Source organism: Sulfuricella sp. (genome assembly GCA_041651995.1).
GTDB lineage: Bacteria > Pseudomonadota > Gammaproteobacteria > Burkholderiales > Sulfuricellaceae > Sulfurimicrobium.
Genome location: JBAZID010000009.1, coordinates 1 through 14,219, shown reverse-complemented (window position 1 = coordinate 14,219; position 14,219 = coordinate 1). Strand labels below are relative to the sequence as shown.

The window sequence follows — 14,219 nt, the reverse complement described above, 5'->3', positions numbered from 1 at the left end:
GCGCCGGGGTTTGTTCTGGTTGCTTTGCCTGGCGGGTAACCGGCATCACTCCCCTTACTTCAGTTTTATTTCCTTGTATTCCACGTGCTTGCGAACCTTGGGATCATATTTCATCATCGCCATTTTTTCCGGCATGGTGCGCTTGTTTTTAGTCGTGGTATAGAAGTGCCCGGTACCCGCAGTGGATTCCAGCTTGATTTTCTCGCGTCCGCCTTTAGCCATGATTTACTCCTTAAACTGGTTCACCGCTGGCGCGCAGATCGGCCAGCACGGCATCAATGCCTTTTTTGTCAATGGTGCGCAGGGCCGAGCAGCTCACACGCAGGCGTACCCAGCGGTTTTCACTTTCAACCCAGAAGCGGCGATATTGTAGATTCGGCAGGAAACGGCGCTTGGTCCTGTTGTTTGCGTGGGAAACATTATTTCCCGTCATCGGGCGCTTGCCGGTGACTATACATACGCGTGCCATTCGAGGTGACTCCTAAATGTTTGTAGCTTGAATTCGAAAAACGCAATTTATACCATATTTCAGCCACCGGACTCAAGCAAAAAATCGTTTTCCGTTCTCGAATGCCTGTTCGACATAGGATTGAAGCACGGAGCGATCGGCTTGCGGGTACACGCCCCAGTTGGCCTGGGTGGGCAGAATATCCATGCCGCAGTAGCGCAGCACGCCAAGCATCGGTTCGAGATAAAGGGTGGCAAGATCGACATCCTGGCGTTGCCGGCTGCCGATGTTCACCAGCATCTGCGCGCGCAGCTTGAGTTGGCCCTCGGTGCGGGCGCCCACGTGCTGGAAAGCGAAACCCTGGGTCAGTACCCGTTGCAGCCACCCTGTAAGAATGGCGGGCGGGGTGCTCCACCATACCGGGTAGGAGAGGATCAGCCCGTCGCAGCTTCTGATGCGTTCCTGTTCGGCGCGGATTTCCGCTGAAATATTGCCTTGCTGCCAGCCTTGCAGCTCCTGAACCGAAACGATGGGGTTGAATCCTTCTTCATACAGGTTCGCGATTTCTGCCATGTGGCCGCTGGCCTCAACGCCCCTGGCAAAGCTGTGCGCCAGCGCCTGGGTGAAACTATCCTGCTGAGGGTGTGCGGTGACGATCAGTGCTTTCAAATTAAACCCCGCTCCGCGAACGACAACACCGTGTTGCCGCCAACTATAAAATGATCCAGGACCCGTATATCTATGAGCGCCAGGGCGTTTTTCAAGGCCTGGGTGAGAATTTGGTCGGCATGGCTGGGTTCCGCGGCGCCCGAGGGATGGTTGTGCGCCAGAATGACGCTGGCAGCGTTATGGTGCAGGGCGCGTATGACGACTTCACGAGGATAAACGCTCGTTTGGGTAAGCGTCCCTCTGAAGAGCTCCTCAATGGAAATGGGCCTGTTCTGGGCGTCGAGAAACAGGACGGCAAAAACTTCATGGCTTTTCCGGCCCAGGGTGAGTAGCAGGTAATCCTTGACGGCGGCGGGAGAGTTGAGTGCGTCAATGTCACGCATTTTTTCCTGCATCGCGCGCCGCGCCATTTCCAGCACCGCCTGCAACTGCACAAATTTGGCAGGGCCGAGGCCATGTATGGTGCAGAATTCCTGCTGGCTGGCATCAAACAGCCGGGTCAGGTCGCCAAAGTGATCCATCATTTCGCGCGCCAGATCCACTGCGCTTTTGCCAGTCACGCCCACGCGCAGGAAAATCGCCAGCAATTCCGCGTCGGACAGGCTGGCGGCGCCCTGTTTCAGCAGGCGTTCTCTGGGACGTTCGTCTTCGGGCCAATCCGTTATCGCCATGGGCTTTGATTTTCACGTAAAATGGCAGCCATTATGACCGATTTGGCTAAAAAACGCCTGTTGCTGGGCATTACCGGCGGCGTCGCCGCTTACAAGGCGGCGGAGCTGGTGCGGCTGCTGGTGCGGCAGAATGTCGAGGTGCAGGTGGTGATGACCCAGGCGGCATGCCAGTTCATCACCCCGGTGACCATGCAGGCGCTGTCCGGGCGCCCGGTGTTCACCGACCTGTGGGACAACCGCATCGACAACGGCATGGCGCACATCGATTTCACCCGTGATGTCGATGCCGTGGTGGTGGCCCCCGCCAGCGCCGACTTCATCGCCAAGCTGGCGCATGGGCTGGCGGACGATCTGCTTTCAACGCTGTGCCTGGCGCGCATGTGCCCCTTGCTGGTGGCACCGGCGATGAACCGGCAGATGTGGGAAAACCCCGCTACCCGGCGCAATGTTGCGCAGATCAGCGCCGACGGCATTACCGTCCTCGGCCCCGACAGCGGGGCGCAGGCCTGTGGCGAAACCGGCATGGGGCGCATGCTGGAGGCGGAAGACCTGCTGGCCGGGATCGAAGCCTTCTTCCAGCCCAGGCTGCTGCCGGGCAAGCATGTCCTGATTACCGCCGGGCCGACCTTCGAGGCCATTGACGCGGTGCGTGGCATCACCAATTCCAGTTCGGGCAAGATGGGTTACGCCGTGGCGCGCGCCGCCATGGAGGCGGGCGCGGAAGTCACGCTTATCAGCGGCCCGACTTGTCTCAAGCCTCCCCAGGGCGCACGGGTGGTAAGCGTCACCACGGCCCAGCAAATGCTCAGGGCAGTGAATGAAAGCGTGAACTGGGCGGATATTTTCATCGGCGTGGCGGCGGTCGCCGACTACTATGTGCTCAACCCTTCCGAGCAGAAGATCAAGAAGGACGCCCATATCCTGACCCTGGAACTGGCGCCCAACCCCGATATCGTATCGAACGTGGTGAACCTGCCCAATCCGCCGTTTTGCGTCGGCTTTGCGGCCGAGAGCGAAAACCTGTACGAATATGCGGAGATGAAACGGCGCAGGAAAAATCTCCCGCTGCTGGCCGCCAACCTGGTTCAGACCGCCATCGGCGGCGATGAAAACGAACTGGTGCTGTTTGACGATGACGGCCCTCACCCCCTGCCGCGCGCGCCAAAAATTACCCTGGCGCGTCAGTTGGTTGCGCACATTGCGCATCTGTACCAGAAAACACAAACGGAAAAGCAGCATGAAAATTGATGTGAAAATTCTCGACCCGCGCATGCACGAGCAACTCCCGGCCTATGCCACCCCCGGCGCGGCCGGCCTTGATCTGCGCGCCTGCCTGGCGGAAGCGCTGGTGCTCAACCCCGGCCAGACCGAGCTGATCCCCACGGGCATCGCCATTCACCTGGCGGATCCCGGCTATGCCGCCCTGATCCTGCCGCGCTCTGGTCTCGGGCACAAGCACGGCATCGTGCTGGGCAACCTGGTCGGGCTGATCGATTCGGACTATCAGGGCCAGCTCTTCGTGTCCTGCTGGAACCGCGGCCAGACCGCCTTCACCATCAACCCCATGGAGCGCATCGCGCAGCTGGTGGTGGTGCCGGTAGTGCAGGCAATGTTCAACATCGTCGATGAATTCGCCGACAGCGAGCGCGGGGCGGGTGGGTTCGGCAGTACAGGAAAGCATTGATATTTACCACGGAGAGCACGGAGGTCACGGAGAAAAAATGACTCCAATCTCTGTGGCCTCCGTGATCTCCGTGGTTCCATTGTTTTGATCTTTAATGAATAGAGTTAAGCAACCATGTTAAAAACCTATCGTGACCACGTGGCCGAGCGCGCTGCCCAAGGCCTGCCGCCCTTGCCCCTTTCCCCGGAACAGACCGCCGCCCTGGTGGAATTGCTGAAAGCCCCGCCCAAGGGCGAGGACGATTTCCTCCTCGACCTGTTCGAAAATCGCGTTCCGGCCGGGGTGGACCAGGCCGCCTATGTCAAGGCTGCCTTCCTCGCCGACCTGGCGCATGGCAAGGCCGAGTCGCCGCTGATCTGCCGCCAGCATGCGGTGCAGGTACTGGGCACCATGCTCGGCGGCTACAACGTGGGCACGCTGATTTCACTGCTGGTCGATGCCACGCTGGCGCCGGATGCAGTACAGGCGCTGTCGCATACGACCCTTATCTTCGATGCATTTCACGATGTGGTGGAGAAAATGCAGGCAGGCAATGCCCATGCCAGGGAATTGCTGCAATCCTGGGCAGCGGCGGAGTGGTTTACCAGCAAGCCGGCACTGGCGGAGAGCATTCAGTGCGTGGTGTTCAAGGTGGACGGCGAAACCAATACCGATGATCTTTCCCCCGCGCAAGCCGCCTGGTCGCGCCCGGACATCCCCCTGCACGCCAAGGAAATGCTGGTCAGCAAGATGCCGGACGGCCTGAAAACCATCGATACGCTGAAACAAAAAGGACTGCCGCTGGCCTATGTGGGCGACGTGGTGGGGACCGGTTCCTCGCGCAAGTCCGCGATCAACTCGGTGCAGTGGTACATGGGCATGGATATTCCGCATATTCCCGGCAAGCGCACTGGCGGCATCGTGCTGGGCAGCAAGATTGCGCCGATTTTCTTCAACACCGCCGAGGATTCCGGCGCGCTGCCGATCCAGTGCGATGTGGCGGCGCTGAAAATGGGTGATGTCATCACCATTTACCCGTTCAAGGGCGAGATTCACGACGCCGCCGGCAAGGTGGTTTCCACCTTCAAGCTGGAGCCGGTGACGCTGGCCGACGAAGTGCGCGCCGGTGGCCGTATTCCACTGATCATCGGGCGCGGCCTGACCAGCAAGGCGCGCGAGGCGCTGGGACTGGCGCCGTCCGAGCTGTTCATCCAGCCGCTCAACCCCAAGGACACAGGCAAGGGCTACACCCTGGCGCAGAAAATGGTGGGCCGAGCCTGCGGCGTGCCGGGTGTGCGCCCCGGCACCTATTGCGAGCCGAAGATGGCCACGGTGGGCTCGCAGGACACTACTGGCGCGATGACGCGCGACGAACTCAAGGAGCTGGCCTGCCTGGGCTTTTCCGCTGACCTGGTGATGCAGAGCTTCTGCCACACCGCGGCCTACCCCAAACCGGTGGACGTCAAGTTGCAGCATAGCCTGCCGGACTTCATTACCTCGCGCGGCGGCGTATCGCTCAAGCCGGGCGACGGCGTGATCCATTCCTGGCTCAACCGCATGCTGCTGCCCGATACCGTGGGCACTGGCGGCGATTCGCATACCCGCTTCCCGATTGGTATTTCTTTCCCCGCCGGTTCCGGCCTGGTGGCCTTTGCCGCCGCCATGGGCGTGATGCCGCTGGACATGGCGGAATCCGTGCTGGTGCGCTTCAAGGGCGAGATGCAGCCCGGCATCACCCTGCGCGACCTGGTTAACGCCATTCCCTATGCGGCGATCCAGAAGGGCGAGCTGACAGTCGGCAAGCAGGGCAAGAAGAATGTATTCAACGGCCGCATTCTGGAAATCGAGGGCCTGCCCAATCTCAAGGTCGAGCAGGCGTTCGAGCTGGCGGACGCCTCCGCCGAGCGCTCCGCCAACGGCTGCACCGTGCGCCTCAACAAGGAGCCGGTGATCGAATATCTCAATTCCAACGTGGTGCTGCTGGAAAACATGATTGCCAATGGCTATCAGGACGCGCGCACCCTGCAGCGCCGCATCGACGCCATGAAGGCCTGGCTGGCCAGGCCGGAACTGCTGGAGCCGGATGCCGACGCCGAGTACGCCTACGTGCTGGAAATCGATCTGAACGAAATCAGGGAGCCGCTGCTGGCCTGCCCCAATGATCCGGACGATGTCAAAACGCTCTCCGCCGTGGCAGGTGACAAGATCGACGAAGTGTTTATCGGCAGCTGCATGACCAATATCGGCCACTATCGCGCTGCTTCAAAAATACTGGAGGATGCCGGCCTGCTCTCGACCAAGCTATGGGTGGCGCCGCCGACCCGCATGGACGAGGCGCAGTTGCGCGAAGAGGGCGTGTACGGCGTTCTTGGCCGCGCCGGCGCGCGCATGGAAATGCCCGGCTGCTCGCTGTGCATGGGCAACCAGGCGCGCGTGGCGGACAAGGCCACGGTGTTTTCCACCAGCACGCGCAATTTCGACAACCGTCTCGGCAAGGATGCGCGTGTCTATCTGGGCTCGGCGGAACTGGCGGCGGTGTGCGCTCGCCTTGGTCGCATTCCCGGCGTCGATGAATACCTGGCACAGGTGGAGCACAAGATCGCCCCGCTGGCGGACAATATCTACCGTTACCTCAACTTCAACCAGATGGAAACCTATGCCGTAAAAGGCAAGGTGATCCCGCTGGCTTCAAGCTGATAGCTGACGGCTGATAGCTAACAAAAGAGAACAATCCATGAAACTCATCCTGTCCCTGACCAGTCCTTTCGCGCGCAAAGTACGCGTGGTGCTGGCGGAAAAACGCATCGACTACGAAGCGGTGGTGGATATTCCCTGGGAAGCCACCACCCGGGTGCCGGAATACAACCCGCTGGGCAAGGTCCCCGTGCTGGTGATGGACGATGGCCATACCCTGTTCGATTCGCGTGTGATTGTCGAGTATCTCGATAATCTGACGCCGGTTTCGCCTTTGCTGCCCAAGGAAAACCGCCCGCGCATCGCCGTGCGGCGCTGGGAAGCGCTGGCGGATGGCGTGACGGAGTCCGCCGTAACGATTTATCTCGAGCAGAAAAGGCCCGAAACCAGGCAGGACCCGGAATGGATTGTGCGCCAGGAGGCCCAGGTTTTTCGCGGCCTGGAGGCCATGTCAGAGGAGTTGGGAGAAAAAACCTGGTGTACCGGTGATTTTTTCAGTCTGGCGGACATCGCCGTGGGCTGTACCCTGGGATATCTTGATTTCCGCTTTCCACACATCCAGTGGCGCGAGGCACACCCCAATCTGGCCAAGCTGGCGGATAAACTTGCGCAACGAACCTCTTTCGCCGAGACCGTGCCGGTGGCCTGAACATGCGTGCCTTCTGCTTCCTGCTGGCTGGCTTGCTGCTTGCACCGTGCGCGGGAGCGGACACGGTTTACAAATGCCTTGACGCCAAAGGCCGCGTTGTCTACCAGTCGGAATCCTGCACCAGCAGCCATTTGAAGGAAGCGGGGCGGCTGGATCCCGTTCCTGAAGTGCCCCCGGAGGAAGTGAAGCGCGTCCGGGCCGAGACTGAAAAAACGCGCGCGCGCCTGGAAGCGAAGAAAAAGGTCGAGGAAGAAGTCAAAGCGAAGGCGCAGCAGCAGGAACTGGAGGAGCGGCGGGTGCAGGCGCTGGAACGCCAGGCTCAAGCCGCGGAAGAGCAGGCGCGCGCCGCGGAACGTCAGGCCAGGGCTGCGGAAGAGGAAGCCAGAACGCCCAATGTCATTTATGTCCCCGCTCGTATCCCGGCCGCGAAACCCGGGCCTGTAGCCAAGCCTCCGTATCCATCGCAGCGTTGTGCGCCAGGTGACTGGCGCTGCAAGTAGACGTCTGTAACTGGAGCGCGTTTCCCCCTGAAAGTCCTGTCGGACTTGAAAAATCATTGCTGTATTCGTTGCACATGCCTTGGAACTCATTTGAGTTTGTCATGATGATCGAATCCGGTTCAAATTAGGCAGCCAATCCGCGCGTTAATTTGCTGCGTTTGGATTCAAGTAAAAAGCCTATTCAGAAACAATCTACGCCCATTTTATTTGATGACATTGAAATATTGGTTGTCATCGGCATAATGATAAATTCATAATAAGCGGATTTTCAGGTCGATTAATCGCGGAAGGCTGTCAATTCCGAATCGCAAGCATGAATGGGGCCGGATAGAGGCCCCTTTTGACGCAAGCCAAGCATAAATCGACTCCAACGCAGGTGGCATTGCTCCATTAAGGGCTTTATGTTTCAGAGAAAGAAAGTACGTCATCGATGGTGGCGAGGAAGCGTACTGACCATTGGCGGCATGCTATTGCCGGCAGCACTGGTTTTTGCGCAGACTCAACCCCCCCTTTCACCTTCAGCCCTCAGCGATGCCGATGCCCATCAGCTATTGCAGCAGCAGGAACGAGAGCGGGCCTTGCGTCAGCAGCAAGAGCAATCACCCGATGTGCGTCTTGAAGGTCCGGAAGTAGGCAAGCTGCCCGCTTTGCCGAAGAACGAGACGCCCTGCTTTCCTATCCAAACGATAGCGTTGACCGGTAATGATGCCGGGCAATTCCAATGGGTACTGAAAGCCGCTGACCCGGTGGCAGACCCCGCTACCGGGCGCTGTCTGGGCAGCGCCGGGATCAACCTCGTGATGAAGCGCGTGCAGAACGCGATTGTGGCGAAAGGGTTTGTCACTACGCGTGTGCTGGCCTCTCCGCAAGATTTGAAGGCTGGCAAGCTCACTTTAACTGTGATTCCGGGACGGGTTCGGGCGGTCCGGTTTTCAGAGAACAGTGACCCCCGTGCGACCAAGTGGAATGCGATGCCTGTCCGTCCTGGCGATATTCTTAACCTGCGCGACATAGAGCAAGGGCTGGAAAACTTCAAGCATGTGCCAACGGCAGATGCAGATATTCAAATTATCCCGGCTGAGGGCCCTGGCGCGGAGCCCGGCGAAAGCGACCTGGTGATTACCTGGAAACAGGCAATGCCATTCCGCCTCAGCCTTTCGGTCGACGATTCCGGCAGCAAGTACACCGGGAAATACCAGGGAGGCATCACGATCGCCTACGACAACTGGTGGACCCTGAACGACCTGTTCTACCTCAGCTTAAACCACGATCTAGGTGGCGGAGCCGCCGCCAACAAGGGCTCATACGGCAACACGGTGCATTACGAAATTCCCTACCACTACTGGCGGCTTGGCTTAACTGCCAGCAACTACAAATACTACCAGTCGGTTGCTGGCGTTAACCAGACCTATCGCTACAGCGGCACGAGCGAGAACAGCGAAGTGCGCCTGTCACGCGTCATTTATCGCGATGTGATTCGAAAGAGCGGAGTGTATCTGCGTGGTTGGGCCAGATCCTCGAACAATTTCATCGACGATGCCGAAGTCCAGGTTCAACGCCGCCGCATGGCGGGCTGGGAACTGGGGCTCACGCATCGCGAGTATCTCGGCACGGCAACACTCGATGCCAGTGCGGGATACCGGCACGGCACCGGGGCCATGGGAGCAATACCCGCTCCGGAAGAAAGCTTTGGCGAGGGAACCTCGCGACCGGTGCTGATCACCGCTGACGCCCAGCTTAACGTGCCGTTTGTCTTTGCCTCGCAACGCTTGCGCTACACCGGTACGTGGCGGGCGCAGTGGAACCAGACCCCGCTGGTTCCACAGGATCGTTTTTCCATCGGCGGGCGTTATTCGGTGCGGGGTTTCGATGGCGAAACGTCCTTGATCGGAGACCGGGGCTGGCTGATTCGCAATGAATTGGGCCTGCCACTCGGCACGGTCGGGCAGGAGCTGTATCTCGGCATCGACTATGGCGAGGTCGGCGGGCGTTCGGCGCAATTTCTGCCCGGCACGCGTCTTACCGGCGCGGTAATCGGGCTGCGAGGGGGATACCGTGGGTTTTTCTGGGATGCGTTCGTTGGCCAGCCGGTCAGCAAGCCGGATGGATTCCTGACCGCAAATGCCACTGCCGGATTCAATCTCAACTGGACATATTGAGGCAATCCGGCCGATGAATCATGCACGCTCGAAATTTCCCTCAAAAAATTGCTGCACCGCCGTGGTGGCCAATACATGCCTGGTTTGTGACCCGCTTGGTTGCCGTTTCTACTGTCGGATGCGCCATTTAAAGATGTAACAGCCTGCATTTGCAAGGATAAAACGATGAACAAAAACCTCTACCGCATCATATTCAACAAGCCTCGTGGCCTGTTGATGGCCGTCGCAGAGAATGTGGGCGGCGGAGGCAAGGCTGCGGGGGCGAGCGATGTTCCGGGCCAGCTTGCCTCTCCGGCAATTTTGGGCGTGCTTCGTCCGGTGTGTTGCTCCGTGCTGCTTGCCTTTGGTCTGGCCGCCAGCTTGAGCGATATCGCCCAGGCGCAGGTTGTTGCCGACCCTGGCGCGCCGGCAAATCAGCAGCCGACCGTCGTAACATCGGCTAACGGCACCGTTCAGGTGAACATCCAGAGCCCGAGTGCCGCAGGCGTATCGAGGAATGCGTACAGCCAGTTCGACGTGAACCAGCAAGGCGTTATTCTGAACAATGCACGAACCAATGTGCAAACCCAGCTGGGCGGCTGGGTACAGGGAAATCCGTGGCTGGCAGCCGGAACAGCACGCGTGATCCTGAACGAGGTGAACAGCAGCAATCCCAGCCAGCTGCGCGGATATGTCGAAGTCGCTGGCGACCGTGCGCAAGTGGTGATCGCCAACCCCGCGGGAATCAGTTGTGACGGCTGTGGTTTCCTCAATGCCAATCGCGTGACGCTAACCACGGGTACCCCAATAGTGAACAGCGGCAATCTGGAGGGTTATCGGGTCCAGCAGGGCGCAGTGACCGTGGAAGGCGCCGGCATGGATACAAGCCGGGCGGACTATACCGATATCATTGCGCGATCCGTGCAAGTCAATGCGGGAATTTGGGCCAACACCCTAAAGCTTAGTGCCGGCGCCAACGAGGTCAATGCCGGTCACACGCAAATCACACCCGTGGCAGCCAGCGGCGCGGCTCCGGCCTATGCGATTGATGTGGCGAATCTTGGCGGAATGTATGCAGGAAAGATCTTTTTGACCGGTTCAGAAAGCGGGGTAGGGGTTCGAAATTCCGGGCTGATCGCCGCCGCTGCTGGCGACGTGATTGTTACCAGCGACGGTCTTCTTGAGAATGGCGGGCGAATCGCCAGTGCGGGAGACGCCCATCTCGACGCCAATGGCGGCATCGTCAATAGCGGCATCGTATATGCTCAAGGCGCTGCCCGGATCGTAGCGCAAGGCATGATCGACAATAAAGGCGGCGATATCCAGGCGCAGGGAAACATCAGCATCGACGTGGGCACAGGGCGCGTCGACAATACCGGCAGTCTGATCCGCTCCGGCGGCGCACTCGATATTCGTGCGGCCAGCGTCGAAAATGCCAACACGCAAGGCGCCGATCAAGGCATCGAGGCCCAATTGGTTGACATTGCCGCCGGCCAGATCAACAACCAGTCCGGCGCCATACGCGCCGCCGCATCGCTGGCGCTGACGGGGTCCGGCGCCCTTGAAAACACCCTGGGTCTGATTTCCTCGGGGCAGACACTCGCCATACTGGATCGCGATCTCGCCAGCAAAACCCTGGCAATCACCAATACCGGCGGCACCTTGATCGCCGGCACAAGCCTGAATGTCGATAGCGCCACGCTCAGCGGCGATGGCGATGTGCTGTCGCAGGGTGATCTGGCGGTCAGGCTGAGCGGCGACTATGTCCATACCGGGAACCTCCTGGCCAACGGCAACGCCAGCCTGGAAACGGCCGGCAATGTGACCAACCTGGCCGCCATGCAGGCCGGTAACGGGCTGGCCATATCCGCAGCCAATATCGACAATACCGCTTCAGGCCAAATTAGCGCCACTACAACCCATGTCAGCGCGGACGGCACCTTGATCAATCGCGGCCTGATCGACGGCCAGGAGACGGCGATTACGGCCAATGCCGTCAGCAACCTCGGCACCGGGCGCATCTACGGCGACCACCTTTCGATTGGTGCCACCACCCTCGCCAACGACGCCGAAAACGGCGCAGCCCCGGTAATCGCCGCGCGCAACCGCCTCGACATCGGCGCGCAAACCATCACCAACCGCGAACACGCCCTGATCTTCAGCGCCGGCGACATGGCCATCGGCGGCAATCTCGACGCCAACAAACAAGCCACCGGCCAGGCGGCCACTCTCAACAACGCCAGCGCCACCATAGAGGCCCTGGGCAGCCTGACTCTCTCCGCTTACCAGATCAACAACACCAACGAACACTTCAGCACGCAAGTGGTACCGGTTTCCTCGCAAAGCTTCAACGAATTCCAGGGCGAAGGCGCTGGCACCCGCTATCCGGCCAGTAGCGTGTACCAGCACCATGTGCGCGACAGTTTTTACCAATGGGTCATCGGGGGGATTGCCTACAACCGCTCCTATCAATACGACTACACCCGCACCATCACCGAAACCCAGGTGCAAAGCTCCGACCCGGCGCAAATTCTGTCCGGCGGCGCGATGAACCTGAGCGCCAATAGCCTCCTCAACGACAAAAGCCGCATCATCGCCGGCGGCGCCCTCACCGGCAACCTCGGCAGCCTCACCAATAGCGAAGTGGCAGGCGAGCGTGTAAGCACCGAGGCGGGCACGGCCTACCATTACATCGACCACCAACCCGGAGGATGCTGTAACGATTGGACCGAAATCCAGATCACTGGCTACAACCCCGCGCCCAGCGTGGCAGGCATCTCGCTGACCCCCACCGTCTATCAGCAAAATACCGCGCCCAACGGCAGCGGCACCGCCATCGGCACCCTCGCCATCGCCAGCGTCAACCAGAGCGCTGGAGGCGCCAACCCCACGCCCTTGAGCAGCCTGTTCAACAGCGCCCCAAACCCCAACGCCGGCTACCTGATCGAAACCGACCCGCGCTTCGCCAGCTACCGCACCTGGCTGAGTTCGGACTACCTGCTCAACGCCCTGGAAATCGACCCGGCGATCACCCATAAACGCCTTGGCGACGGCTTCTACGAACAAAAGCTGGTCCGCGAACAAGTCGCGCAACTGACGGGCAGAAGATTCCTCGACGGCTACGCCAACGACGAAGCCCAATACCAGGCGCTGCTGGGCAACGCCGTCACCTACGCCCAGGCGCACCAACTGCGCCCCGGCGTCGCATTAAGTGCCGGGCAAATGGCGCAACTCACCAGCGACATCGTCTGGCTGGTGGAAAAAACCGTCACCCTGCCCAACGGCCAGACCACCCAGGCCCTGGTGCCGCAACTCTACATGCGCGTCCGGGACGGCGACCTGCAAACCTCCGGCGCCCTGCTCGCCGCCAGCAGCGTCAGCCTCAATCTCAGCGGCGATCTCAGCAACAGCGGCACCATCGCTGGCCGTAGCGTGGTCAGCCTCAGCGCCGAGAATGTCAGGAACCTCGGCGGGCGCATCAGCGGCAACGACCTCGGCATCCAGGCCCGCACCGACCTCGACAACATCGGTGGCACAATAGAGGCCATGCACACCCTCAGCGCCAGCGCCGGACGCGACCTCAACGTCCTCTCCACCACCCGCACCCAGACCAACGCCCAGGGCAGCCGCACCCATATCGACCGCGTTGCCGGCCTGTACGTCACCGGCAGCGGCGGCACCCTCATGGCAACCGCCGGACGCGACCTCAATCTCGACGCCGCCGCCATCCTCAACGCCGCCGCTTCCCCCTCACCCCTCGCGGAAGAGGGGGCAGGCAGCACCACCCTGGCCGCCGGCAACAACCTCAAGCTCGGCACCGTCAGCGAAGCCCAACAGCACGACTTAGCTTGGGACAGCCGCAACTATCGCAAAGAAAACAGCCGCAGCGACATCGGCACCACCATCCAGACCCAGGGCGACCTGCGCCTCTCGGCCGGCAACGACCTCAACGCCAAAGCCGCCAGCGTCACCAGCGAGCAGGGCGAACTGCTCGCCACTGCCGGGCGCAACATCACCCTCAGCGCAGGCGAAGCCAACGACCAGCGCGACGAAGCCAGCTACAGCCAAAGCCGCGGCAACTGGGGCAGCAAAAAGACCGTCGCCACCCGCGACACCCTGAATGAAACCACCGCCCTGACCAGCACCTTCACAGGCAAGACCGCCGTTCTCGATGCCGGGAACGACATTCACATTGAAGGCGGCCAGATCAAGGCACTAAACACCATCGCCCTCCTGGCCGGCAACGACATCCATCTCACCGCCGCCGAAAATACCCGTACCGAAAGCCACCTCAGGGACGAAAAAACATCCGGCCTCAGCACCCGCGGCTACAAAAAGCAAAGCAACGAAGCAAGCGACACCCTCGACCAGATCACCCACAGCGGCAGCCGCCTCGGCAGCGAGACAGGAAACATCGTACTCGCCGCCAACCTCAACAACACCCAGGACATGAACAAAGGCCTGATCCTGATCGAAGGCAGCGAAATTCGCGCCGGCAATGGCAAGATCGACCTCACCGGCCAACACATCATCCTCACCGCCAGCGAAGACCTGAGCAGCAGCGAGCGCACCCGGAAAGAAAGCAACCGCACCTGGGCCTTCGCCACCGGCCTGCCCAGCGGTACGCAACACGGCCTCGACGCAGTCGGACAAAGCCGCACCCTGAACGGCAGCACCCTCCAGAGCGCACAAGGCATCACCCTCGACGCCCAAGGCGTAATAGACATCACCGCCTCGCAACTCAAGGCTGACCAAGGCGACATCCACATCAAGGGTGCCGAAAACAG

At 60.4% G+C, this 14,219-nt stretch carries 11 protein-coding genes; 7 read left to right on the top strand and 4 right to left on the bottom strand.

The genetic code is table 11. From position 1 onward, the window contains the following. Positions 1 to 54: 54 nt before the first annotated feature. From rpmG to radC, 4 genes are all read right to left on the bottom strand, one after another. Positions 55 to 222 (bottom strand): 50S ribosomal protein L33, encoded by a 168-nt coding sequence (gene rpmG / locus WC392_11340; protein MFA5242956.1) that lies wholly within the window; start codon positions 220 to 222, stop codon positions 55 to 57. Between the two features lie 10 nt (positions 223 to 232). Next, complete coding sequence (rpmB, locus tag WC392_11335; GenBank protein MFA5242955.1) at positions 233 to 469, bottom strand: 50S ribosomal protein L28; 237 nt, start codon at positions 467 to 469, stop codon at positions 233 to 235. A gap of 72 nt (positions 470 to 541) precedes the next feature. Continuing rightward, positions 542 to 1,117 (bottom strand): NAD(P)H-dependent oxidoreductase, encoded by a 576-nt coding sequence (locus WC392_11330; GenBank protein MFA5242954.1) that lies wholly within the window; start codon positions 1,115 to 1,117, stop codon positions 542 to 544. After that, positions 1,114 to 1,788, bottom strand: coding sequence for a DNA repair protein RadC (radC, locus tag WC392_11325; GenBank protein MFA5242953.1), 675 nt, complete (start codon positions 1,786 to 1,788; stop codon positions 1,114 to 1,116). The genes WC392_11330 and radC overlap by 4 nt, the downstream gene beginning before the upstream one ends. A gap of 33 nt (positions 1,789 to 1,821) precedes the next feature. Between radC and coaBC the strand changes: the two genes are divergently transcribed. The 7 genes from coaBC to WC392_11290 form a co-directional block, all read left to right on the top strand. Continuing rightward, on the top strand, positions 1,822 to 3,036 hold the full coding sequence (gene coaBC / locus WC392_11320) for a bifunctional phosphopantothenoylcysteine decarboxylase/phosphopantothenate--cysteine ligase CoaBC (protein ID MFA5242952.1): 1,215 nt from the start codon (positions 1,822 to 1,824) through the stop codon (positions 3,034 to 3,036). Continuing rightward, positions 3,026 to 3,472, top strand: a complete 447-nt coding sequence (gene dut, locus WC392_11315; GenBank protein MFA5242951.1) for a dUTP diphosphatase — start codon at positions 3,026 to 3,028, stop codon at positions 3,470 to 3,472. Before coaBC ends, dut begins: the two co-directional genes overlap by 11 nt. A gap of 114 nt (positions 3,473 to 3,586) precedes the next feature. Then, the gene (gene acnB, locus WC392_11310) at positions 3,587 to 6,148 is read left to right on the top strand and encodes a bifunctional aconitate hydratase 2/2-methylisocitrate dehydratase (protein ID MFA5242950.1); all 2,562 of its coding nucleotides are present in this window, start codon (positions 3,587 to 3,589) and stop codon (positions 6,146 to 6,148) included. A 37-nt stretch (positions 6,149 to 6,185) separates the two neighbouring features. Beyond that, positions 6,186 to 6,794, top strand: coding sequence for a glutathione S-transferase (locus tag WC392_11305; GenBank protein ID MFA5242949.1), 609 nt, complete (start codon positions 6,186 to 6,188; stop codon positions 6,792 to 6,794). A gap of 2 nt (positions 6,795 to 6,796) precedes the next feature. Then, positions 6,797 to 7,294, top strand: a complete 498-nt coding sequence (locus WC392_11300) for a DUF4124 domain-containing protein (GenBank protein ID MFA5242948.1) — start codon at positions 6,797 to 6,799, stop codon at positions 7,292 to 7,294. Positions 7,295 to 7,695: 401 nt separating this feature from the next. Then, a complete protein-coding gene (locus WC392_11295) occupies positions 7,696 to 9,453 on the top strand; it encodes a ShlB/FhaC/HecB family hemolysin secretion/activation protein (GenBank protein ID MFA5242947.1) in 1,758 nt (585 codons plus the stop codon). 165 nt (positions 9,454 to 9,618) lie between these two features. Continuing rightward, positions 9,619 to 14,219 (top strand): filamentous hemagglutinin N-terminal domain-containing protein (locus WC392_11290; GenBank protein ID MFA5242946.1); only part of this gene is annotated, 4,601 nt, incomplete at its 3' end.